Source organism: Mycolicibacterium neoaurum ATCC 25795 (assembly GCF_000691525.1).
Classification (GTDB): domain Bacteria; phylum Actinomycetota; class Actinomycetes; order Mycobacteriales; family Mycobacteriaceae; genus Mycobacterium; species Mycobacterium neoaurum.
The window spans coordinates 22,754-46,750 of record NZ_JMDW01000002.1; the positions used below are offsets into that span (position 1 = coordinate 22,754).

A 23,997-nucleotide genomic window follows, 5' to 3' on the forward strand; every position below is an offset into this window, starting at 1 on the left:
GCCACCCAGGAGCCGCTGGCGGATTTGCGACCTCGCACTCAGCGTTCCGCAGGCACACTCCCATCCAAGATGCGCTCGTAGCGCACCTCGTGGACCAGGTCGGCGCCGATGGCATCGGTTCGCTCCGTACCGTTGAAGCGCCAGCCCGCACGTTCATAGAAGCGGCGAGCCCGTACATTGCCCGAAAGGACCCACAGACCTGCCTTTCCGCACCCCTGCAGAGCCAGTCGGACGCAGCCTGCGGTCAGTAACCGGCGGCCGACTCCCTGCCCCCATCGGAGCGGGTCGACATAGAGCGCCCAGATTTCGCCGGCCCCTGCGAGATCGGCGTCCCTGCTCAGCCCGGTGGTGACATGGCCGCAGACGGTCCCCCCGTCGGCGGCCACCTGAGTGAATGGGCCTGCGAGATCCATCCGCTCGAAGCCGTAGCGTCTGGCCCTGTCCTCGGCGCGAAGCGCGTCGAGATGATCCTGGGAGATCAAGCCTCGGTAGCCCACCTGCCATGCGCGAACGTGGGCCTCGGCCACACCCATCGCATCGTGTGCCGTCGCGGGCCTGATCTCGACCACCGCTGCCTCCCCCGATAGTGAACGGTGACATCGTCTCAGCCGAACGAGGTTGAGCCAAAGCATTTTCTACGGCAGGGTCGGGTGCCACCCCACAGCCGTCACCAATGCCAGGCGCTGCCACCCACGTTGGTGATCGTGCGCTGCAATACCTCGATGGTGGTGGCGTAGTCGTCGTCGGATACCCCCCGGCGTCGCTCGTCATTGAGTTCTCTCTGCATCTCGGCGGCGGCGTCAAACTTCTGCCCGCCCAGCTCCGTCAGGCGGACGTGGTCACCCACGCGACCGAGCCACCCCTTGTCGACACCGGATGCGATCGCACGCACGATGCTGTCGTCGGACTCGTTGGGGCCGACGACCGAGACGAGTTCGGCCTCGCTCATACCGCGCGAATGCATCGACAACTGGTGCAGTACCCACCACTCCGGCTGGCTGACACCCAGTTCGGACAGTCGGCCGCGGGTACGCGCCTGGATGGCTTCTCCTGCACGAACTGACCAGAAACCAATGGGCTGAAGCGCAGCGGGTTGCATTTCTCTTGTCATGAGCCGACGCTAAAACCTCAACTCTTGTTGATGTCAAGGTGCCAGACCAGCCGTTCGCCACTCTTCGGGCACATAGATCAGACGATCTGTTTTCAGATCATCAGTTCGAAACTGTGGAGTTTCGTCCTCGACTGGATGCCGTCAACATCTCGACGCTGCAACAGGAATCCTCCCGCAACGCGCACTGACGGCCGGCCATCTCGCGGCCACCATCACCGCCACCCTCGATGACGCCGCGGCGAGTCAAAAGGCGCACGCGCTGGCGGCCCACATCAGCGGGGAGGACGGCGCCGGCGTAGCAGTCGCAATTATCGACAAACTGCTGGATCCTTAGCCCGTGCGCGTTGGTTAGCGAGCAGGCGACGCGGGGTACTTGTCCATGGCGATGCCGACGTGCGGAGGAGGTTGTCATGGCAGCTGCCGTGCGTTCATTACTCGTTCTCACCGTGGTGGGTTTCGCCGTTCTACTCGGGTCGGGCACGGCCAGGGCCGGCGAGCTGGACGGGTACCTCTGGAACCACCGCCCACTGCTGGTGTTCGCACCCAGTGCTGACGACCCTCGACTCATCGAGACACTGGCTCGCATCCAGTCCAGCCGATGTGAGTTCACCAGTCGTGACATGGTGCTCGGACAGGTGCTTGCCGATGGCACCAGCACGCTCGACGGTCGAGTGCTCGACGCCGATAGCGCCCGTCAGTTGGCCGACCGATACACCGTCGGCGGCAGTACGTTCGCCGTGGTGCTGATCGGTAAGGACGGCTCCCAGAAGTTCCGTGTCAACGACGTGCCGAACCTGCAGACGGTGTATGCAGTGATCGACGGGATGCCCATGCGCGGTCAGGAGATGAGTGGGAACAACAGTGAGTGCTGACATCGGGTACCAATCATCCAGCTGGGAGATCCGCCGAGCTTTCGCCTTGTTGATTACCTGCACGACGCTTTCGCTCGTCGCATGTAGCGGGGCGGTGCAGGCAGAGGAAACGGTGCTCTCGAAGGCTCCCGAAACAACGGACGTCGTTATCGCCGATCTCGGTGTCGCCGACGAGGCCGCTGACTGGACGACCATGAACGATCCGGTCATGGGTGGCAGATCGACTTCCGAGGTCGCGTTCGACGATGGTGGCCTGAGGTTCTCGGGAAACATCTCATTGGACAACAACGGCGGGTTCGCCTCGGCGCGTGGACCACTGGACCCCGACATCGGCGGCAAGGCCGCGGGCGCTCGGTCGTTCGGGGTGCACGCCGAGGGGGACGGAAAGACCTACTTGTTGAAGGTGCGTGACAACGACCAGCCGTGGTCGTATGTTCAGCGCTTCGCTACCGAAGCGGGCGCCGTACGAAACTACGAGTTGCCTGTCGACCAATTCGAACCAGTCGGCATGCGCCTGGATCCCGCGCCCGATGCACCCCAGACCCTCGATCCGTCGACCATCGACCAGGTCGCGGTCTACATCCTGGACAAGCAGCAGGGCCCCTTCCAGATCACCATCAACAGAATCTCCGCCACGATCTGAACAAGCGCCCGATCAGGTCTCGGACTGCGGTGCACGCGGGAACGGCGTAGGGCCATTGATAGGGCAGTGCACGTCCTGTTCGACGTGGATGCGTTCACCCGCACCCCATCCGGTGCGCCTCGGCCTGATCCCGGTGGCGGCGAGAGCTGACGCCCCCAACAGCAGGGATGCGGCGATCACCATGGTGGTGCGAAACCCGGCTCCGAATGCGGCGGGATCGGCGTAATCCGCGCCTCCGATACCGGCGAAAGCCGGTATCACGGCCACAGCCAGAAGTCCTCCGGCACGAGCCACCGCGTTGTTGACTCCCGACGCCGCCCCGGCCAGTCGGTCCGGGGCGGCGTCGAGCACTGCGGCTGTCAGCGGTGCCACCACCAGGGCCAGGCCAGCGCCGAAGACCAGCGCCGCGGGAAGGACGTCGGCGACCCATGATGCTTGTGGACCGATGCGCAACATCAGCAATAGTCCCGCCGCCGACAGCACGGGGCCCAAGGTCATCGGTATACGTGGACCGATCCGGCCCGCAAGCGCACCGGCGTGTGCCGAGAAAATCAAGAGAACTGCGGTGACCGGGAGCAATGCGGCTCCGGCTTCGATCGGGCTGAAACCGGCAACCGTCTGCAGCTGCAGTACCAGAATCAGGAACACCACGCCCAACGCACCGTAGATCAGCAGCGTTATGACATTAGCCACCCGAAAGATGCTGTTGCTGAACAACTCTGGCGGAACCAACGGATGCGGGGAACGACGCTCGATCACAACGAATGCGAGCAGAGCCAGCATCCCGATACCGACCGCGACCAGGCCGGGACCAGTGACCTCGGCGCCGCCGAGGCTGGTCAGTCCGAAAGTCAACGCTCCCAGACCAAGGACGGCCAGGACCGTGCCGGCGATGTCCAGGCCCGGTGGCGCGTCTGCGTCGCGACTCTCGGGAACCCGCAGCATCGTCAGTATGACCAGCGCGGCGGCCAGCGGCAGATTGATGAGAAACACTGCCCGCCAACTCCACTCGACGAGGAAGCCCCCGAGGAACGGCCCCACCGCGCCTGCCAACCCGCCCAGGCCCGACCAAGCCCCGATCGCCGCCGAACGGTCGCCGGCGCGGAACGATGCCGAGATCAGCGCCAAACTGCCGGGCGTGAGCAGGGCGCCGCCGATCCCTTGGAGGGCACGCGCGGCGACCAGTGTTTCGATGTTCGGTGCCAAGCCACAAGCGGTCGAGGCCACCGCAAACCACACCACCCCTATCAGGAACACACGCTTACGCCCGAAGTGGTCGCCGAGTGAACCGCCCAACAGGATGAAGGAAGCCAAGGTCAGCGTGTAAGCGTTGACAACCCATTGCAGACCGCCGAAGCCCGCGTTCAGGTCTGCACCGATATGTGGCAGCGCCACGTTGACCACAGTGCCATCGATCATCACGATGGCAGATCCGAGCACGGTCGCAAGTAGCACCCACCGGCCCGCGGCAGTCTTCAACCTCAATCCGCCCGAATCCGCCATGTCCCACACCTCCTGCGCGTCGGCGCCCGCAAGGCTGCCTGCCATGCGGAACGTCGATGTGAATCGTTAGAACACCACACTTCGACAACCCTCATCCCACGAAACTGGTGCCCGGGTGCCGCTTTTGCACGTGCGACGATGGGAGGGAGACGAGGGGGCAGAAGTTGTCGGTGACGGTGTCGACGGTGCAGGCGTCGCGGCCTGAGCAGTTGGTCGCTTCCGCCGCCGACCTCGGCACCAAGATCGCGGCTCTCGATACGACGATGACCGCGCAACGCCAGGCACTGGCGCAGCTGAGGTCCTCGTGGCAGGGCCAGGCGGCTTCGGCGGCGATCATCAAAGCCGAGCAGAACCTCAATCGCCAAGAAGAACTGCGCGCCCGGCTCTGCGCGCTGCAGCAAGCACTCCACACCGGCGGCACGCAGTTGGGCTTCACCCGCACCGGGCTGCTCGCCGCCGTCACGATGCTGCGTGCAGCGGGCTGGCAGGTCGCCGATGACGGTACCGCCACCGCGCCTCCGCTACCCCCGATCCTGCGGCTGATGGCGCCGGCGTGGACCGCCGTCCTGCAGAAGATGCTCGCGGTGTTCGCCCAGATCGACGCTCAGACGGCCGCCGCCATCCAGGCCGCCATCGGTGGCCCGGTGCCCCAGACTCCGCCGGGAACCCTCGGCGATCCACGCCGGCTGCCGGCACCGGGGACCAGCCCAGAGGACGTCAAGAAGTGGTGGGATTCGCTGAGCCAGTTCGAGAAGAGCCAGCTGATCGCCGACCACCCTGCCGAGCTCGGCAATCTCAACGGAATCCCGGCCGAGGTGCGCGATCAGGTGAACCGGGCTGTCCTCGCAGACGATGTGGCTCGGGTGACCGACGCGGCCGACCAACATGGCGTGTCCACCGACGACGTGCTGGCCAATCCCGGCGCCTACGGGTTGACCTCAGCCGACGCCACCCGCTACAGCAATGCCGTGCAGACCCAGAAGGGCCTGAACAAGACCGCCGACCCCGAGGACGCCAACCGGCCGACGATGCTCTGGGCTTACGATCCGCTGGCGTTCAATGGCGAGGGCAAGGCCGCCATCGCCATCGGTAACCCGGACAAGGCCCAGAACACCGCGGTGGTCGTCCCCGGCACCGGCAGCAGCGTGAAAGCAGGTTGGTTGGAGGGTGACAACGCCACCAACCTGTACGACCAGATGATCGCCGCCGAGCCCGACGAGCCCACCTCCGTCATCGCCTGGATGGGCTATGACACACCCGACAGTCCCACCGACCCGGCCATCGCCACCCCGACACTGGCCCGCGCCGGGGGCGATCTGCTGGCCGCCGATGTCAATGGCCTGGCCACCACCCATGAGGGCGTGCCCGCCAATCTCACCGTCATCGGGCACTCCTACGGGTCCACCACGGTGGCCGATGCGTTCGCCGGTAGTGGCATGAAGGCCGACAACGCGGTGCTGATCGGCAGCCCAGGAACCGACCTGGCCAACAGCGCGTCAGATTTCCATCTGCCCGAGGGCGGCAAGGTATACGTCGGCGCCGCCTCCACCGATCCGGTCAGCTGGATCGGCCAGGCCGGCCCGATCCCCGACATCATCAACCGCGAATTGAACTACCCGCTGGGTTTGGAGGCCGGCTTGGGCCGAGACCCTGCCGGCGACGGCTACGGTTCGGTGCGCTTCGATGCCGAGGCGGTGGGACGCGACGGTTTGACCTTCGACGATCACTCGAAGTACTACCAGATCGGCAGCGAATCCCTGCGCGCGATGACCGATATCGCCACGGGTGACGCAGACACGCTCGGCGACAACGGACTGCTGGCCGAGGGGCGACGTCAACCGCATATCGGACTGCCCGACAAGATCGATCTCCCGGGATTGCCCCCGATCGACCTGCCGGACTGGGACACTCGAGTACCCGGCCTACCCGCACTCAATGATCCCGAAGGGGACCGTCCACGAGGATCGATCACCAATGACCATGGCTACTGAGATCGCCGGTCCCGTTCGACGGATGGCGGCTGCCGGCGTCGTTGCCTTGTCTGTATTGCTGTTGGGAGGATGTGCTGACATGAGTTCACCTTCGGATGCCTCCGGTGAGCTGGACGGCCCCGCACTGAGCGATGACCAGATACGCGCGCAGGTGGTCGACCCCGCCCGTGAGATCGTGCGTGCCGCGCGGCTGCAGAGCGTCAGCGGATCCTTCAAATTTGGCTCGTGTAACGATCAGAACGAGCCACCGTTCCGCGGTATCGCCGGTTTCCGGTTCGCCGTTCCCGCCGGCACGCCGCCGGATACCTATCTGGCTCAGGTCGAGACGACGATGATCGACCAGGGCTGGACTCCCGGGCCACCGCCGGGCGCGATGCCGCACGGCCGGGTGGTCCACCAGGGCAAGATCATGGCGATCCTGACAGAACATCAGGGTGGTGGACGAGTCCAGGTGCTCGGCGAATGCCGGAGTACGACCGATCAGGTGAAAGCCGGTGGCATGCAGCCGGTGTCGATCACCGACGAGCTGACATCATGACTCACCCGGCGACGGCATCGCGGACGCTCCGGCGCTGAGTGTCGCGGTAGTAGTCCACCAACGCGAGTTCGGCGGCGGCCTCCTCGTCGATGATCACAACGGCGTTTTCGTGATGCTGCAGGATGGATGCCGGGCACAGTGCCGAAACCGGGCCCTCCACCGCGCGGGCGACTGCACCGGCCTTGGCCGTACCGGTGGCGATCAGCAGGGTCATCCGGGCAGCCATGATGGTGCCCAGCCCCTGGGTGACACATTCGCGTGGAACGTCGTCGGGTGAGCTGAAGTAGCGCGCGTTGTCCTGCCGGGTCCAACTTGCCAGCGACGCCACCCGCGTGCGGGAGGCGAACGACGAGGTGGGCTCGTTGAAACCCAGGTGCCCGTTTCGTCCGATCCCGAGTATCTGGATGTCGATACCACCGGCCGCGCGGATGGCGTCCTCGTAGGCGAGGCATTCGGCGTCCAGATCGTCGCCGATTCCCGTTGGTACGTGGACATTTTCGGGCTTCAATCGGAGTGGCTCGGTGACCTGCGTCCGAATGACGTGAGCGTAGCTGCGCGGATCGTCCGGGGCGAGGCCGACGTACTCGTCGAGAGCAAAACAGGAGAATCCACTCATGTCCAAACCCGCGGCCACCCGCTCGGCCAATTCGGCGTAGAGCCCCAGCGGACTGGACCCGGTGGCAAGCCCCAGCGTCCCTTGTGGTTTACGGAGGGCCAGCTCGGTCACGATATCGGCGGCGGTGGTGGCGACCGCTGCCAGGTCGGGGCAGATGACGACTCTCATATCAAACCTCATTCCTTGTATGACAATGTAGGTAGTTAGATGGCCGCGCAGGGCGCACGCATCGGTGTCCCTGCAGGACCGGCCGGCAGCTCACCGGGGAGGGTTTGTGAACGACGACGGCACCGGCAAGACCGCGCGCCCGCTGCGATATCAGCAGGTGTACGACCTCGTCGTATCGCTCATCGAGGAGCAGAATCTGCGCGAGGGTGATCAGTTGCCGAGCACGGCCGAACTCGCCGAGATGGCCGATGTCAGCGTGATCACGGTGCGTCGTGCGCTCGACGAACTCACCCACAGCGGAAAGATCGTGCGGCATCAGGGTGTCGGCACCTTCGTGGCCCCGCAGCGGATCGTCAGTGAACCCTCGCGTCCCGGTGCCTTGTTGGAGACGCTCAAGGGCCACGACGATGGCGTCGAACTCGCCACCGAGCTCGTCAGCCTGATGGTCGGGCAGCCCAGTGACAACCACGCCGCCGCGTTGCGGATCGACGCCGGACAGCCGGTGTGGGAAATCTGCAGGCTGCGCCGGCTGGGCAACGTGCCCAAACTGTTGGAGAAGGCGGTGCTGCCGCTGAGCCTGGTGCCGTCCCTGGACGAGGAACGACTCGCCACCGGCGGATCCCTGTACGGATTTCTCGCCGAACGTTACGGATTCACCGATGATTTCGTGGAACAGGTCTTCGAGGTCGACCATCCCAACTCGCTGGAGCGGGAGCATCTGAAACTGACGGCGAAGGACAACGTGGTGCGGATCCGCGGTGTGAGCGTCAATGCCGAGGGGACCGCTTTCGACAGCTTCCAGCAGACCTACCCGGCGCGCGAGTTTCTGTTCTATGTCTCGGGAACCTCTGGACGCCGCCTGGTGGAGCCGGCACGTACCGGGCCGTGGTCGGTGCGCCCCTTCGGATCTGGGCCCACCACCGGAGAATGACCGGCGCCGTGGCTCAGGAGGCGCGGTGGCGTGTCGGGTCGGGACTGGGCACACTGTCCAGCAGCTTTCGGGTGTAGGAATCGGCGGGCTCGTGGACGATCTGCCAGGGCGTGCCCGTTTCTACGATGCGCCCCTCGCGCATGACGATGACCCGGTCGGCGTAAGCCGTCGCCGTCGACAGATCGTGGGTGATCATCAGGATGCCCATCCGGTGTTCACGCCGCAGTCGGTCGAGCAGTTCCAGCACGCCGGTACGCACCGACACGTCCAGCATCGACACCGGTTCGTCGGCCAGCAACAAACGGGGCCGCAGCACGAGGCTGGCAGCGATCGCGACGCGTTGACGCTGGCCGCCGGACAGTTCGTGCGGATAGCGTTGGGCCAGTCGCGAGGGATCCAGCCCCACGTCACGCAGCGCCTGGGCAACCAGGGTTCGACGTTGCTCCCTGCTGTCGCCGATACCGTGCACCAGCAGCGGTTCGGCCATCGTGTCCTCGATGCGCAACCGACCGTCGAGCGCCTCGTAGGGATCTTGATAGATCATCTGGACATGGCGGCGTAGTGGTCGCCACGCGCGTGCGCTCAGGCCGGCGACCTCCACCCCGTCGATCTGGATGGACCCGGATCGCACAGGCTGCATGCCCAGGACTGCCTGCAGTGTCGTCGTTTTACCGCACCCCGACTGTCCGACCAAGGCGACGAGTTCGCCCTCGGCAACCTGGAGGCTGACACCGTCGACAGCATCCGCCGGTGCAGTGCCGGGCATCGACTGTCGCCGCACGGCACGCGTAAGCCACTGTCGTGACGGCCTTTTGACCCCTTCACTGTAGGTGACGTGCAGGTCTTGCACGACGAGTGTCGGCGTTTGCGAGCCGACAGGCACCGCTGCGGCGGCTACGTCGTTGAGGTTCGGAGTCGCCTCGAAAAGGGTGCGGGTGTAGGGATGGGCCGGGCGATGATAGAGATCATCGACGGTCCCCTCTTCCACGATCTCACCGTTGTACATCACCGCCGCCCGTGTGCAGGCCTGGGCCACCACGCCCAAGTCGTGGGTGACCAGTACCAGCGCCAAGCCGAGCTCCCTGCACAGCCGAACGAGCAATCGAAGCACCTGATCCTGGACGACGACATCCAGAGCAGTGGTGGGCTCGTCGGCCAGCAGCACCTTCGGGTCGCAGGCGAGTGCCATCGCGATGACGGCACGTTGCTTCATGCCGCCGGAAAGCTGATGCGGGAACCGCTCATCGCTATCCGGCGGCAGACCGACGAGGTCGAGCAGCTCGCGGCACCGGGCCACCGCCTGCTTCCCGTGGGCGACGTCATGAAATCTCAGGGCTTCCCGGATCTGCCATCCGATGGTCTTCACGGGGTTGAAGGCGCTCATCGCACCCTGGAAGACCATGGCGATATCGGTCCACCGGTGGCCGTTGATACCGGCCTCGCCGGCACCGATGATGTTCGTACCGTTGACGCGCACTTCACCACTGACGGTGGCCGTGGATGGCAACAACCCCATGGCGGCCAGAATGGTGGTGGTCTTGCCGCAGCCCGACTCGCCGACCAGGCCCACCCGCTCCCCGGGCGCCACGCGCAACGAGAGGTTCTTCACGGTGTGGACGGGATCGGCCGCACGAGTGTCGCGCGGTTCGAACCACACGTTGAGATCGACGATCTCCAAGGCGTTCTGCGCACTCACAGTGCGTCCTTTCCGCGGCCCACCAGCGGGCGCATCGTCCACGACTTCCTGGACAGATGAGATGAGCGCAGCCGGGGATTGAGGGTGTCCTCGATCGAGTTACCCAGCAGGTAGCACCCCATGATCAGGATTGCGACACATAATCCTGCGGGCACGATGGCCCACCATGCCCCGGTGCTGATGGCCCCACGGACGAAGGCGTGTTCCATGATCGTTCCCCAGGTGACCGCCGTCGGGTCCGACAGGCCGAGGAAGGCCAGGGCGGTTTCGTTGAAGATCGCCAGGGTGATGGCCAGCACCGCGTTGGCGATGAGCAAGGGTCCCAGTTGAGGAAGGATGTGGTGGGCGATGATTCGCGGATGTCCGGCGCCTATCGATACCGCGCGCTGCACATAGACACGTTCACGCAGGGTCTTGACCTGAGCTCGCACCACCCGGGCGGTGCTGGTCCACATGAGGAATCCGATGACGACGATGACGTGGCTCAGCTTCGGACCCCACACCGCCGCCACCACGATCATCAGCACGATCTGCGGTATGACCATGAAATAGTCGGTCACCCGCATCAGTACCGAATCGACCCAACCGCCGAAGTATCCGGACAGCACACCCACCGTCGCGCCGATGGCGATCGCGATGACCGCGGCGGTGAATCCCACGAACATCGATATCTGTCCGCCCTGCAACACCAGGCTCACCATGTCGATACCGCCGTCGTCGCAACCCAGCCAGTGTTGTGGTGAGGGCGGCTCGAACACCGCGCAACTGGGCACAGACGTGCTGTAGGGCTTCAGGTAATGCGATAGTGCCGAGACCACGAGGAACAGTCCGATGATGCTCAGCCCGATGATGGCCGGCGGGGTGGCCATGGCGGTACGCAGTGCCCCCCAGGCCCCACGTCTGTGTATTGGCTCGCCTACGGACGAATCACTGACGCCGGCGGGATGATCCTCGTGGTTCACTGTGAAATCCTCGGGTCGAGCCGGAAGTACAGGATGTCGGCGAGATAGTTCAACACCACGACGGTGACGGTGATGGCCAGAAAGCCGCCTTGCAGCATCGGGTAATCACGTTGCAGGACCGCGTCATAGAGCGCGCGGCCGACCCCTGGCCAGGAGAAAATCACCTCGACGAGGATCGATCCGCCCACGATGGTCCCCAACGAGAGAGCAATTTGGGTGATCGTCGGCAGCGCGGCGTTACGCAGTGCATAGGACCACACGATGCGCCGACGGGTCAGGCCCTTGGCCCGTGCAGTCAGGATGTAGTTCTCACCAAGGGTTTCCAGCATCGCGGACCGCACGATCAGGGCGCTCTCCGCGTACAGCGTCAGCACCAGTGTCGCGACCGGCAGGATCATGTGCCGAGTGAGGTCGAGCAGTTGCTCCCCTGGCGACAGTCCCACGGCGAAGGGGTCGGACATCCCGACCGACGGCAATGTGCCGGCGAACAGGATCAGCAGCATCATTCCGAGGAACTGCGTGGGTAACGCGTAGAACACCACGGCGATGCCGGTGGCCGCGTGGTCGCCGACCGATCCCCGGTGCAGCGCGGCGAACATGCCCACCGCGATCCCGAGGACGATGGCGATCAGCGTGCCGGTGGCGACCATCGGCACCGTGTTGCCGAACGCCTCGACCAGATTGTCCAGAACCGGCTGGCGGTTGGTGTACGAGACGCCGAGGTTGCCTTGGCACAGCTGTTGCAGGTAGCGGACATACTGCTCGAACACGGGCTTGTCGAGTCCGAACTCGGCGCGCAGCGCCTCCTTCATGGCCGGCGAGGCGTTGGGTATTCGCGATATCTGGCTGACCGCATCCCCCGGGAGGACACGGAAGAGGATGAAGTTGACCGTGAGCGCGACGAAGATCGTGACAGCGGCGAACAGGGTTCGCTTCCAGAGGTACCCGCGCACTCGGGCCCCTTTCGTCTTGACGGCCTAGGTGATGGTCCTCATACTAAGCACACAAAGTGACGGGAATGTAATACCACGTTGCAATTTCGGTTGAAATTCCGTCCGGATCGCCAGCACGTGAACGTTGCCACCTCGATGCTCTAGGGAAGGTTCTCCATGAAACCCGCTCTGCGAATCCTGGCACTCATCAGCGGCGTGCTGGTGGCCCTTTCGATGATTGCGGGCTGCAGTTCCGCGACGTCACGCAGCGTCCTGCGGATCGGGGTCAGTGTGGCGATCGACTCGCTCAACCCGTTCGTCTCGACATCGGATTACAGCAATGTCGTCTACCAGTACGTATATCCGCACCTCACCGAGTACGACACGACGGACATGTCGTTGAAGCCGTCCTTCGCGACCAGCTGGAAGACCTCACCGGACGGTCTGGTCTGGACCTTCGAGATCGTCAAGGACGCCCAGTGGTCGGACGGAGAACCGCTCACGGCCAAGGATGCGGCGTTCACACTCAACATGATTCGCCAGTTCGAGGAAGGGCCGACCGGAAAGCTGGCCGGCTTCATCCGCAGTCTGACATCGGCATCGGCCGAGGGAGACACCCTGACGCTCACCTATTCGCAGCCGGTGTCCAATGTGCTGGCACAGATGCAGCAGCTGCCCGTACTTCCCGAGCACGTCTGGTCGCAGTACGCGACCGGGGACGGGAAGGCCATCACGACGTTCCAGAATGACGCACCCGCGGTGTCCGGCGGGCCGTTCGTGCTGGATGAGTACAAGAAGGATCAGGTCGCGATGTTCTCGCAGAACCCGAAGTGGTGGGGCGAGAACAAGCCGCACATCTCCGGTTTCGGTCTGCAGTTCTTCGCCAATTCCGATGCCATGGTCACGGCGTTACGCACCGACCAGGTCGACATGATCGGTGCCAGCACACCTGCCACGGCGGTCCCGTCGATCAAGGAGGCCGGGATGGAGGTCGGCACGGCGCCCGGCTCCGGCTTCTACAACTTCATCATCAACACCAATCCGAAGAAGAAGAACCATCCCGAACTCCTGAACCCGGATGTCCGGAAGGCCTTCGAACTGGCCATGAACCGCGACGAGATGATCGGCACCGCGTGGCTGGGAATGGCGACCACGGGATCGACGATCGTCGCTCCCGCGACGGGGTGGCATGACGACGCGATCAAGGGTCTACCGTTCGACGTCGCACAGGCGAACACCATTCTCGACGGTCTCGGCTACGCCAAGGGACCGGACGGTATCCGGGTTGCCGAGGGTAGCCGGATGTCCTACGAGGTCATCTTCCCCACCGATATCAACGGTGCCGGAGACCGGATGTTCCAGATCATCCAGAACGGCTTCCGCGCGGCGGGAGTGAATCTGGAGATGCGCAAGATGGACACCGACGCCGCAACCACGGCAATTCTGGGCCCCGACAACGGATATGACGAGTTCGACCTGGCGATGTGGACATGGATCCCCCCGGTCGATCCGGACTTTCAGCTCAGCGTGCTGACCTGCGAGCAATGGGGAAACAACAACGACAGCGGCTACTGCAACCCCGCCTACGACAAACTGTACGAGGCGCAGGGCATCGCACGCGATCGGGCGGAACGCCAGGACATCATCAACCAGATGCAGCGCATCGCCTTCGATGACCGGCCCTACATCGTGTTGCTCTACCAGAACGTGATCGAGGCCCACTCGCCGAAATGGACCGGATTCCAGATGTCGCCGCTGGTCGGTTCGGTCAACAACCTCTCGACCCAGACGCTGCTCCAGGTCAAGCCCGCCGAATGAGCAATGCCGCGCTCAGGCGCGTCTACTCCCGCGATCTCGTCGACGCGCTGACGGCACGGCAGCACACCGAGGTGGTGGTCGGGATCCCCGCGAGCCGCCGCGGTCGCGGTGTGCAGCTACTGAGTGACATCGCCGGATTCGACTGCGCCGACGTGGCCTCCGCCGATCAGGATTTCGATGCGCACGCGGGTTCACACATGGCGGTGTCGCTCCCGGTATCCGGCGCGCCGGTGCGGGTGACACTGGTCGGCCTCGGCGCCGGTGAGATCGGTGCCGGGGAGCTCTTCGAGGCCGCGCTCGGCGCGGGGGCGCGAGGCAATGTCGTCTCGCTGCTGGCACTGGAACTGCCCGAGATGCCCGAGGCCCTGGGCGCCGTCGCGCAGGGACATGCAATCGGGTCGTGGCGGTATCAGCGCGACAGCGGGTCGGATGCCCCAGCGCAGTCGGTCACGGTGGTCTGCGACGACCCGCACGCTGCCGACGAGGTGCTTCTCCGCGCGAGCACCGTGGCACGTGCGACGTCCTGGGTGCGTCAACTGGTCGAAACACCGCCGAATGCCCTGCGCCCACTGGCTTTTGCGCAGGCCGTCGCGGACTTCGCCGCCGAACTGGCCCCCGGCGCGGTCCTTGTCGAGACCTGGGACGAGGACGTGCTCACCAAACACGGTTTCGGTGGCACGCTCGGTGTCGGAGCGGGTAGTGCCGAACCATCGCTGGTTCTGGCCCTGCAGGTCCCCGGGGATGGTCCGCTGACGGCTCTGGCCGGCAAGGGGATCACCTTCGATTCGGGTGGTGTCAACCTCAAGCGCGATGCGCACGAGCTCAGCTGGATGAAAACCGATATGGCCGGGGCCGCTTCGGTTGCGGCCGCGGTGATCGCGGCCGCCGCGCTCGGAGCCACAGGCCCCATCACCGCGGTCTTACCCGTGGCGGAGAACATGCCCGGCGGCGGGGCGCTGCGCCCCGGTGACGTGCTCACCCACCCCCGCGGGCGGACCACCGAGGTGGTCGACACCGACTGCGAAGGGCGCCTGGTGCTTGCCGATGCGCTGGAATGGCTCGCCGCTCAGAATCCGGCACGGATCGTCGATGTCGGAACGCTGACGGACTCCGGTGGCGTGGGGACGGCGTTCTGGGGATGTTGGGGAACCTCGGCCGATCTGACGACCGAGGTGATCGAGGCGGGCAGGCGTGGATTCGACCGCGGCTGGGCCTTACCGCTGCATCACACCTATGCCGCCCAGCTAACGTCCAGAGTCGCCGATATTGCCAATGCTCCTGTTTCGGTGACTGATTCGGGTCAGCTGGCAGCCACCTATCTGCACTCCTTCGTCGGCTCGGTGCCCTGGGTTCACATCGACAACGGCTCCGCGGCGTGGTTGGTCGAGCCTGCCTACCCCTGGCCGGCAGGGCCGACCGGCACTCCGGTACGCGCGCTCATCGAGCTGTTGGCCCCGTCGGCGTAACCCGCTTGACAACATACTTAGTATAAGAAGTAGTACTGGGTTGGCCAGTTCGTTCACAGGAAGAGCATGTCCATGACGACGTTTGACACCGCGTACGCCGAGCGGACCGCGATGACCAAGAACCTCTATGACCGCGCCCGCAAGACCATCCCCGGTGGCGCCGGCAGTACCGCCCGGCTCCCCCGCAACGGCTGGAAGCCCTACCCGCTCTTCATATCCGAGGGACAGGGTTCACGGCTGAGGGACGTCGACGGCAACGAGTACATCGATTACCTTCTCGGACTGGGACCGATGATCCTGGGGCACCGCCATCCCGGGGTGACCAAGGCCGTCACCGATGCCGTCGCCGAGTACGGCACCTGCTTCGGGCTGCCCTATGAACTGGAGATCGAGGCGGCCGAGAAGGTCGCGGCCGCGGTTCCCGGTGTGGAGCAGGTGCGCTTCACCAATTCCGGCTCCGAAGCCGTGGGTACGGCCGTCCGACTTGCTCGGGCGACAACCGGACGACGGCTGATCGTGCGCTTCGAAGGCCACTACCACGGCTGGCAGGACACCGTGTACTGGTCCAACCACGTCGATCCGACCCTCGCCGGCCCCGCCGACCGGCCCCGTCCTGTCGCCATGGGCGGCGGCGTGCCGGCCGAGCTGGAAAGCACCCTGGTCGTACTCACCTGGAACGATCCGGAAAGCTTCATCAAGCTGATGGAGGAGCGCGGCGAAGAAGTCGCCGCCGTATTGACCGAACCGGCGGTTTTCAACACCGGCTGCATCCTGCCCGAACCGGGCTACCTGGAACTCTTGCGTGAGCAAACGACCAAGTACGGCGCCATGCTCATCTTCGACGAGGTCATCACCGGTTTCCGGTTTGCTCGAGGCGGCGCCCAGGAGTGGTTCGGCATCCGGCCCGATCTGACGACCTATGCCAAGGGCATCGGCGGCGGCTTCCCGGTGGCCGCGGTCGGCGGGACCACCGAGGCGATGCGCCTGATCGCCGATGGCACCTACTCACATTCGGGAACATACAACGCCAATGTCGTAGCGTGCGCCGCAGTTTCGGCCACCATGGATATTCTGGCAACGCCAGGGCTCTATGAACGCCAGCGCGCGCTGGGTGATCGGCTCGGCCAGGGCCTGAAGACCCTGGCACAGGACAAGGGCATCGAAGCCTATGTAGAGGGCATCGGTACGGTATTCCAGTTGTGGTTCACCGACCGGCCGATCAAAAACTGGCGTGATGCGGCCGCCCACGCCCACGAGGACGTCTTCACCCGTTGGTATCAGGAAATGGTGGTGCGCGGCGTACTGTTTCATCCGCTGCAGTTCGAGAACCTCTTCGTCTCGCTTGTCCATACCGACGCCGATATCGATGAGACGCTCAACGCCGCCGATGCCGCGCTGAGCGTGGTGGCTCGTGAGTTCTGACCAGCCTGCGGGCCGGTCGTGAGCGTCTGCCAGGGAGGGCCCGTTGACCGGTAATGGTGTGCTGGCCGTCGGTGTCGATCTCGGGACAAGCAGCCTGAAGGCCGTCGCGGTCGGCGCCGACGGCCGGTGCGTGGCGCGCGCCCGAGTCGGCTACCCGACCGAGCAGCCGGAACCGTATGCCGCCGAGCAGGATCCAGCCGACTGGGTGGCGGCATGCCATGCCGCGCTGGACGAACTCGCTCGACAGACCGACCCGGCGAAGTGGGGGGTACTCGGCCTCTCGGCGATGTTGCCCACCTTGGTCAGCCTGGATATCGGTGGACGTCCGATCGGGCCGGCGATCACCTGGCGGGACGGACGGGCCGAGGCCGACGGCGAGAGCATCGCCTCGGCCGTCGGTCCCGGCCACCTGTATCGGCGTACCGGGCAACAATTCGACGGCCGCTATCTGCTGGCGATGCATGCCCGACGGTGCCGGCTGGGGCTGGCCGCCGACGCGACGGTGGCCGGCGCCAAGGACTACCTGTTCCAGATGCTCACCGGGCATTTGCTGACCGATCCCAGTACCGCATCGGGTTTCGGAGCCTACGACCTACACCGCCGGGCGTGGGACACCGCCATACTGGCGACAGCCGGCGCACGCGTGGTTCCCGCGGTCATCGAATCACGCGACCATCGGCCATTGCGTCCGGAGCTCGCGGCCCGGTGGGGATGCCCAGCCGGAATTCCGGTGCTCGTGGGCGCGGCCGACTCGGTCCTGGGCGCCTACGGACTCGGGGTGCGAGATCCGGGAATGGTGGCATACATCGCCGGCACCAGCAACGTCATCTTGGGCAGTGCTGCCACCGCGGATGTCGACGAGCACGGACGCTATCTGGTCACCCCGATGGCAGACGGCGGGTACGGGCGGGAGATGGATCTCCTGGCGACCGGGTCCGCGCTGGAGTGGCTGGCCGGGTTGCTCGGCATTTCCGGAGGAGCGTCAGCGGTGGCCGACCTCGCGGCCGGCGCCGATCTGACCGATGCGCCGCTGGTGCTGCCGTACCTCTCGCCCGGCGAGCAGGGCGCCCTGTGGGATCCGGGTCTGGTCGGCGGTATCGAGGGCGTGACGTTACGGACCACCGCCGCCGATCTCGCCCGTGGTTTGACGGCGGGCATCGTGCTGGAATCCCGCCGCTGTCTGGAAGTCCTCGCCGACACCGCGACAGGTGAATCACCCGGCCCCATCATGATGAGCGGCGCCGGGGCCTTGTCCCCCGTGTTCCGACGCGACCTCGCCGATGCGACGGGTCGCGCAGTCCACGCCGACACCGATGAGCCAGACCATTCCGCCGTGGGTGCGGCGCTTTTGGCTGGCCGGACCGTGCTGGACTGGCCCGATATCGCACCGGACCGATCTACCCGCGAAGTCATCGAACCGGACCCGCGGCGGACCGGCCTGTGGGCCGAACGCTTCGCACGGCATGACGCGGCATGTCGTGCCCAACAAGCGCGGAACTCCCGGTGAACACGTCGCACTACTCGAAGGTGAGCCGATGGCTGACACGCTGACACCCGCCGATATCGACCTCTCGCTGTACCCGGAGGGCACCGAACTGGATTCCGAAAACCGTCTGCTGATAGGCGGTTGCCCGGTAGCGCAACTGGCGGCCGAGTACGGCACACCGGCGTATCTGATCGACGAGGGCGCGCTCCGCCGCACCGCGCGCGACTACATCCGCGCCTTCACCAGCCGCCACCCGCGGTCACTGGTCCTGTTCGCATCGAAGAGTTTTCCCTCGGCGTCCGTGATCGGGGTGCTCGCCCAGGAAGGTTGCGGTACCGATGTGGCGTCGGCCGGCGAATTGGGGCTGGCGCTGGCCGGGTGTGCGGACGCCGGCCGCGCGGTCTTCCATGGCAATGCGAAAACCGACGAGGACATCAGCGCCGCGGTTCGGGCCCGAGTTCGTTACATCGTGATCGACAATCTCGATGACGTGGAACGGCTTGCGCGCCTGGCACAATCACCCGTCCCGGTACTACTGCGAGTCAGCCCGTCGCTGGATGCCAAGACACATGCGGCCATGATGACGGGGCATGACAGCTCCAAGTTCGGCATCCCGGCCGATCAGGTCGAGGACGTCATCACCGAGATCCGGCGCCAGCCCATGGTGGATCTGCGCGGCCTGCATGCCCATGTGGGGTCACAGCTTCTCGACCTCGCCCAATTCGAGGCGGCGGTGACGGCACTGGCCGAGTTCGAGCGCTTCGGTGTCTACGACTTCGGCGGTGGCCTCGGGGTCCGCTACGTCAGAGAAGACGAGGCGCCCTCGGTCGAGGACTACGCCGAGGCACTCGTCTCCGCGGTGCACCGCAAGCTCGGCACCGACGTGGAACTTCTCGTGGAACCGGGTCGATCCATGGTGGCCCGCAACGGCATCACCGCCTATCGAGTGGTGACGGTCAAGCGCGGCGTGCGATCCCACGCCGCAGTGGACGGCGGCATGGGCGACAACCTGGAGGTCTCGCTCTACGGGCAGCCATTCCAGCCATCGGTCATCGATCGCAGCGGCCCTGCCGAGACGGTCGACATCGTCGGTCGGCACTGTGAGTCCGGTGACCGGATCGCCGAACAGGTGCAGGTGGTGGCCCCTGCGGTCGGCGATCTGGTGACGGTGCCGGTGACCGGGGCCTACTGCTACACGATGTCGAACAACTACAACACCGCGCTGCGGCCACCGGTCGTATTCTGCGACCAAGGTTCGGCACGGCTGGCTGTGCGCCGGGAGACGTTCGCTGACCTGCTTCGTCGCGAACAACTCATCGGTTCTCCTGTGGAGGCGGGTGGATGACCGAGTCAGCTCGCGCTGTCATCAACGCCATCGCCGAGAAGTGGTCAGTACCCGGCGGAGCCTTGGTGGCCGTCGACCGCGAGGGCGAGACCTTCGTCCACCGGTTCGGGTTCGCCGATATGGAGCGCGGTAAACCCGTTGAGCCACAACATCTCTTCCAGATCGGCTCGATCAGCAAAATAGTCACCTCGATGGCGGTGCTGCAGCTCGTCGAGCACGACTTGATCACACTGGACACGCCGGTAGGCGACGTTCTGGGCTGGCTTCCGGCCGCGATGCGCACCCCGGACGTCACGATCAGACGGTTGCTCACCCACACCTCCGGGTTGGTAGCGAGCGTGGACGCGGTGCCGGACGAGATCGGTCAGGCCACCCTGCACGGCGGATCCCCCTCACCCGCGGGGGTCGGAAAGATGTTCCACTACTCGAACTTCGGTTACATCCTGCTCGGACTGGTGGCGGCCCAACTCTCGGGGACGTCGCTAACCGAGCTCGTCGCGCAACGCATCCTGCAACCTCTCGGCATGTTGGACACCATTGCCTGCGTCACGCATGAGGACTATCCGGTGTTGGCCCGCGGTTATCAACCTCTGCACGATGATCGGCCTTGGGTGCCCGGCGATCCGCTGATCACCGCACCGTGGATGGAGGTCGCCGGGGCCGACGGAAATCTTGCCTGCACGGTTTCGGATCTCGGCCGGTTCGCGCGCACGCTGCTCGGCCGCGGCGTGCTGGACGGAACGCGCGTCCTGCAGGATTCCACCTTCGAGGCGATGGTGTCCTCACTCGCTCCCAACGGGGAGGACGTCCTCGATCTGCCGGGGGTGGCTCCTGGCCAATCCAGCCAGTACGGACTGGGCATCAACGTCGAACGGGTCGACGACAGTACCGTGCTCACCCACGGTGGCGGGATGGTCGGTTACGCGTCCTTCCTGCTTGTCGACCTCGATGGTGGTACCGCGGTGTGCGTGGTGACCAATGCCAATGGCGACACCCCGGTAGCCGAAGCGATCGCGCGCTGCGTAGCCACCGAGTTGAGCACACCGGGTGCAGTTGCGGTCGATCGGCTCGACCCGGGCGCATGGGATGCTGACGAGGTGCAACGGCTCGGCTATACAGGCGAATTCATCTCGGCCACAAGCCAGTCCATACACGTCGCAGCCACCGAAAAGAGAAACGGCGTCGTTGGACTCAGCGTGTCATCGGGCGGCGAGCAAGCGTCTCTGCTTCGAACGTGGGGCCGCCGTGTCGTGACGCGGCTACCGGCACTACGACGCTATGCACTGGTCTTCGATGCGGATCACTGGGCCTGGGGCCCAGAAGAATTCCTCCCCGTCTACGCACAACGGGATTCGCCGAACGGGACACCGACAGCGGGGAACGAATTCTGCGGGCACTATCGCTCGTACTCGCCCTGGTTCACCAACTTCCGCGTGGTGCAACGCCGAGGCGCGCTGGTGTTGATAGCCCCCGGCGGTGTCGAAGCACCGGCTGAGGACGTCGAGCTCGTGCAGGTGGCTCACTCCACATTTCGCATCGGCCGCGATGTTGCTCTGCCCGAACGCATCACCTTCGGTCCCCTGATCAACGGTGTCGCGGCCTGGGCCGACCGCGACGGCTGCCGTTACTCGCGGGCATTCACCAACTGAGCAGCGAAGGGCGGCCCATTCGAGAGGCGACGTGACCGCCGACGCCGGTTGAGTCGTCGGGCGCGATCACAGTGGTTACCGCCCAGCATGGATCATCGTCACGCTCGTCATGTCCACTGCATCCGTCACGCCTCCAGCTCCTGGCGAGGCAACACCGTGAGGTGGAGGCGGGCGACGATCCGCAATGCCTGAGCCGGGTCGGCGCCGTCGAACACCGCAGCATGTATCCCACGCATGGCCCCGGTGATCGCCTGTGCAGCCGCGGCGATATCGGTTTCGGGGTCGATCGCCGTGGCGTCTGCCGACGTGCTCAGCAGTTGCGCCACCGCCTGCTCGAACGTGTCGTGCCAGCGTAGGGCGAAGCTGTCCGATCTGGGAACGCCGAGGTCACGAAATAAGACGTGTGCCGAGGGAGTGGCGTAGATGGCTTCGGCGGAAAGCCGGAGGAACAGACTCAACTGCAACAGCGGCTCAGGTGGCCAGTGGGTGCCTCGGTATCGCTGGTCCATCGCATCGATGAGAACTCCGGCCGCATCGTCGATCGCGGCCCGGAAGAGTTCACGTTTGCTCTCGAAGTGGTGAAAAGCCGTGCGCAGCGCGACACCTGAATGCCGAGCCACTTCTTCGACGGTGATCTGGCTGTAGTCGTGGTCTCGCAACAACGATTGCGTGGCGTGCATCAAGCGGACATCCGTGGCGGTGGACTCGGCGTCGCCGCCTGACGCCTCCTGGACCCAGCGGTACAGCGTGGCCGGGTGTACCCCCAAATCCCGAGCGACCACCGATGCGCGCTGGCCACCGAGGACCCGTTCCACGGCGGCGCGACGCTCTTGCTCGCTCCGGCGCGCCTTGGACACCATCCGCTGATCGTACGGGGTGTTGCATTAATTGCATTTGTCGTGCAATAGTCGCATTGTGCAGCTGCAGACATAGGGCACACCTCGAGGATCAATCCGGCTCGATGGAGGGGTAGCGATGAACAGGCCATTCCGTGCATCGCGGGCGCTCGTGACGGGTGCCAGCTCGGGGATCGGTCAGGCCTTTGCTCGGGCTCTCGCGAAGCGCGGTTGCGACCTCGTGCTGGTTGCCCGGCGACAGGATCGGCTCGACACTCTCGCGGTCGAACTCGAAGCGGCCTACGGGATCAAATGCACACCATTGGCTTTCGACCTATTCGTCGAGGCAGCGGGCAGCCAGTTGCGCCAGCGCGTCGTCGGCGACATCGACCTCGTGATCAACAATGCCGGGTTCGCGACCCAAGGAAGTTTCCTCGACGGCGAAGCGAGCACGTATGCACAGGTGCTGGCGGTCGATGTCGCGGCGGTAGTGGATATCTGTCACGCATTTCTTCCCGAGATGGTGCAGCGCGGCCACGGCGCCATCATGAACATCAGCAGCACCACTGCCTATCAGCCGGTGCCCTCCCTGGCGGTGTACGCGGCATCGAAATCCTTCGTCCTCAGCTTCAGCCAATCCTTGTGGTACGAGGCCAAACAGCACGGGGTCAGAGTATTTTCTTTCGCTCCGGGTCCCACCAGCACCGAGTTCTTCGACGTGATCGGTGAGACCGCGACGGTGGTGGGACGGTTACAGACCCCGGACCAGGTCGCCGCCGCGGGACTGCGTGCACTCGATCGGCGCAGAACTCCACCCTCCACGGTCTCGGGAAAAGGTAATGCGGTGTCCGCAGCGCTGGCACGTCTGGTTCCCCGCCGGATACTGATGCCCGCACTGGCCCGGTCACTGCGGCCGCTCCAGAGATCAGAGGAATCCACATGCTGACCAGCAAAACATAAACAGGGAAACAGCATTCACTCACCGACGATAGGAGCAGGCCATGATTCTGGTTACCAGCGCAGCTGGCGGTGTCGGACGTCCGCTGGTTCGGAACCTCGTCACCAGTGATCGCCGGGTACGCGCATTCGTCAAGAATGCCGACCAGGCTCAACGATCGAAGGCCGACGGCGCAACCGAAGTCGTGATCGGAGACCTTCGACGACCCGGTGACCTGGAGTCGGCGCTACGTGGAGTGCGCCAGGTCTACCACGCCGCTCCGACCCAGCTCATCGACGAAATGCCTGTGGTCGAACGACTCATCGCGGGAGCCGAAGCCGAGCGGCTCGACCACATCGTTTTCCACTCGGTGATCCATCCCGACATCCCCGAGCTGCCTCATCACCGCCAAAAAATGCTGGCGGAGGGCAAGTTGAGCGAGTCTGGCCTACCCGTGACGATCCTTCGCCCCTCGCACTACATGCAGAACGTCCTGGATTTCTGGGAGTTCTTCGGCGCGGGCCTAATGCCCTACCCCACATCGCCGAAGAGCCGGATGGGCGTGGTCGACGTCGAGGACATAGCCGCCGCAGCGGCCAACGTGTTGCTCCACCCTGAGGGGCACATCGGGCGGACGTACGACTTGTCCACCGTGGAACTCGATCGTCATGACATGGCGCGGACATGGAGCGGAATCCTTGGGCACCGCATGGCGGCCGTTCGAATACCACCAGAGTCGCTGATGAATCCGCTGCGCGCAATTGGACCGTTCGGCGCTGCAATCGGACGATCGCTGCTCTCGACCCGATTCCGTGCGATCCCCAATATCGCTCGCGGTCTGCTGTCAGCGCCGAACACACGAGGCTTCCGCACGTGGCCGGCGGACGCACAAGACACCTATGTGCAGATGATGAAGTACTACGACGTGCACGGACTGCCGGCCGGAAAGTTCGAAGACATGGCGAAGGTCCTACCGCGCAAACCCACCAGCTATGAGGAGTTCGTGCGCCGGATCGCGACGGAACGAGGTGTGTGAATCTCCCGAGGAAGCTGTGGCCGAGTGCGTTATCGGTGG

21 protein-coding genes are annotated in these 23,997 nt (G+C 65.0%); 13 read left to right on the forward strand and 8 right to left on the reverse strand.

The window, feature by feature from the left end; all coding sequences use genetic code 11:
- Nucleotides 1–38: 38 nt before the first annotated feature.
- Entirely contained in the window at nt 39–569 is a 531-nt protein-coding gene (locus IC40_RS0100860; protein WP_036469138.1) for a GNAT family N-acetyltransferase, read from the reverse strand.
- Nucleotides 570–667: 98 nt separating this feature from the next.
- Nucleotides 668–1,111 carry a MarR family winged helix-turn-helix transcriptional regulator gene (locus IC40_RS0100865; RefSeq protein ID WP_036469139.1) on the reverse strand — a complete coding sequence of 148 codons (444 nt, stop codon included), beginning with the start codon at nt 1,109–1,111 and terminating at the stop codon, nt 668–670.
- A 410-nt stretch (nt 1,112–1,521) separates the two neighbouring features.
- Between IC40_RS0100865 and IC40_RS0100870 the strand changes: the two genes are divergently transcribed.
- Together IC40_RS0100870 and IC40_RS0100875 are read left to right on the forward strand one after the other, a co-directional pair.
- The gene (locus IC40_RS0100870; RefSeq protein WP_030132891.1) at nt 1,522–1,983 is read left to right on the forward strand and encodes a DUF4174 domain-containing protein; all 462 of its coding nucleotides are present in this window, start codon (nt 1,522–1,524) and stop codon (nt 1,981–1,983) included.
- A gap of 94 nt (nt 1,984–2,077) precedes the next feature.
- On the forward strand, nt 2,078–2,626 hold the full coding sequence (locus IC40_RS0100875; protein ID WP_030132892.1) for a CIA30 family protein: 549 nt from the start codon (nt 2,078–2,080) through the stop codon (nt 2,624–2,626).
- 12 nt (nt 2,627–2,638) lie between these two features.
- On the opposite strand, the gene IC40_RS0100880 is transcribed toward IC40_RS0100875, so the two are convergent.
- Nucleotides 2,639–4,129 carry an MFS transporter gene (locus IC40_RS0100880; protein ID WP_030132893.1) on the reverse strand — a complete coding sequence of 497 codons (1,491 nt, stop codon included), beginning with the start codon at nt 4,127–4,129 and terminating at the stop codon, nt 2,639–2,641.
- A gap of 164 nt (nt 4,130–4,293) precedes the next feature.
- Between IC40_RS0100880 and IC40_RS0100885 the strand changes: the two genes are divergently transcribed.
- Both IC40_RS0100885 and IC40_RS0100890 read left to right on the forward strand, forming a co-directional pair.
- Nucleotides 4,294–6,120 (forward strand): alpha/beta hydrolase, encoded by a 1,827-nt coding sequence (locus tag IC40_RS0100885; protein WP_030132894.1) that lies wholly within the window; start codon nt 4,294–4,296, stop codon nt 6,118–6,120.
- Between the two features lie 79 nt (nt 6,121–6,199).
- On the forward strand, nt 6,200–6,658 hold the full coding sequence (locus IC40_RS0100890) for a lipoprotein LppJ family protein (protein ID WP_051644237.1): 459 nt from the start codon (nt 6,200–6,202) through the stop codon (nt 6,656–6,658).
- 1 nt (nt 6,659) lies between these two features.
- On the opposite strand, the gene nagB is transcribed toward IC40_RS0100890, so the two are convergent.
- Entirely contained in the window at nt 6,660–7,442 is a 783-nt protein-coding gene (gene nagB, locus IC40_RS0100895; RefSeq protein ID WP_030132896.1) for a glucosamine-6-phosphate deaminase, read from the reverse strand.
- A 106-nt stretch (nt 7,443–7,548) separates the two neighbouring features.
- Here nagB and IC40_RS0100900 point away from each other — a divergent pair, with 106 nt between their 5' ends.
- Nucleotides 7,549–8,373 carry a GntR family transcriptional regulator gene (locus IC40_RS0100900; RefSeq protein ID WP_030132897.1) on the forward strand — a complete coding sequence of 275 codons (825 nt, stop codon included), beginning with the start codon at nt 7,549–7,551 and terminating at the stop codon, nt 8,371–8,373.
- 13 nt (nt 8,374–8,386) lie between these two features.
- Here IC40_RS0100900 and IC40_RS0100905 read toward each other — a convergent pair whose 3' ends face one another.
- The 3 genes from IC40_RS0100905 to IC40_RS0100915 form a co-directional block, all read right to left on the reverse strand.
- Nucleotides 8,387–10,069 (reverse strand): dipeptide ABC transporter ATP-binding protein, encoded by a 1,683-nt coding sequence (locus IC40_RS0100905; protein ID WP_030132898.1) that lies wholly within the window; start codon nt 10,067–10,069, stop codon nt 8,387–8,389.
- Nucleotides 10,066–10,938, reverse strand: a complete 873-nt coding sequence (locus IC40_RS0100910; RefSeq protein ID WP_234411511.1) for an ABC transporter permease — start codon at nt 10,936–10,938, stop codon at nt 10,066–10,068. The genes IC40_RS0100905 and IC40_RS0100910 overlap by 4 nt, the downstream gene beginning before the upstream one ends.
- A gap of 89 nt (nt 10,939–11,027) precedes the next feature.
- On the reverse strand, nt 11,028–11,984 hold the full coding sequence (locus tag IC40_RS0100915) for an ABC transporter permease (protein ID WP_030132900.1): 957 nt from the start codon (nt 11,982–11,984) through the stop codon (nt 11,028–11,030).
- Nucleotides 11,985–12,140: 156 nt separating this feature from the next.
- Here IC40_RS0100915 and IC40_RS0100920 point away from each other — a divergent pair, with 156 nt between their 5' ends.
- The 6 genes from IC40_RS0100920 to IC40_RS0100945 all read left to right on the forward strand — a co-directional run bounded on the left by IC40_RS0100920 (nt 12,141) and on the right by IC40_RS0100945 (nt 21,149).
- Nucleotides 12,141–13,781, forward strand: coding sequence for an ABC transporter substrate-binding protein (locus IC40_RS0100920; RefSeq protein WP_030132901.1), 1,641 nt, complete (start codon nt 12,141–12,143; stop codon nt 13,779–13,781).
- Nucleotides 13,778–15,247: a leucyl aminopeptidase family protein gene (locus IC40_RS0100925; protein ID WP_051644238.1), complete on the forward strand. Its 1,470-nt coding sequence runs from the start codon at nt 13,778–13,780 to the stop codon at nt 15,245–15,247. Before IC40_RS0100920 ends, IC40_RS0100925 begins: the two co-directional genes overlap by 4 nt.
- A gap of 72 nt (nt 15,248–15,319) precedes the next feature.
- Entirely contained in the window at nt 15,320–16,669 is a 1,350-nt protein-coding gene (locus IC40_RS0100930) for an aspartate aminotransferase family protein (protein WP_030132903.1), read from the forward strand.
- Nucleotides 16,670–16,712: 43 nt separating this feature from the next.
- Nucleotides 16,713–18,176: a xylulokinase gene (locus IC40_RS0100935; protein WP_081843276.1), complete on the forward strand. Its 1,464-nt coding sequence runs from the start codon at nt 16,713–16,715 to the stop codon at nt 18,174–18,176.
- A gap of 28 nt (nt 18,177–18,204) precedes the next feature.
- Nucleotides 18,205–19,500 (forward strand): diaminopimelate decarboxylase, encoded by a 1,296-nt coding sequence (gene lysA, locus IC40_RS0100940; RefSeq protein WP_036469166.1) that lies wholly within the window; start codon nt 18,205–18,207, stop codon nt 19,498–19,500.
- The gene (locus IC40_RS0100945; protein ID WP_030132906.1) at nt 19,497–21,149 is read left to right on the forward strand and encodes a serine hydrolase domain-containing protein; all 1,653 of its coding nucleotides are present in this window, start codon (nt 19,497–19,499) and stop codon (nt 21,147–21,149) included. Before lysA ends, IC40_RS0100945 begins: the two co-directional genes overlap by 4 nt.
- Before the next feature lie 125 nt (nt 21,150–21,274).
- On the opposite strand, the gene IC40_RS0100950 is transcribed toward IC40_RS0100945, so the two are convergent.
- On the reverse strand, nt 21,275–22,009 hold the full coding sequence (locus IC40_RS0100950; RefSeq protein ID WP_030132907.1) for a transposase: 735 nt from the start codon (nt 22,007–22,009) through the stop codon (nt 21,275–21,277).
- A gap of 115 nt (nt 22,010–22,124) precedes the next feature.
- Here IC40_RS0100950 and IC40_RS0100955 point away from each other — a divergent pair, with 115 nt between their 5' ends.
- Nucleotides 22,125–22,931, forward strand: a complete 807-nt coding sequence (locus tag IC40_RS0100955; RefSeq protein ID WP_030132908.1) for an SDR family NAD(P)-dependent oxidoreductase — start codon at nt 22,125–22,127, stop codon at nt 22,929–22,931.
- A gap of 55 nt (nt 22,932–22,986) precedes the next feature.
- A complete protein-coding gene (locus IC40_RS0100960; RefSeq protein ID WP_030132909.1) occupies nt 22,987–23,958 on the forward strand; it encodes an SDR family oxidoreductase in 972 nt (323 codons plus the stop codon).
- Nucleotides 23,959–23,997 lie beyond the last annotated feature (39 nt).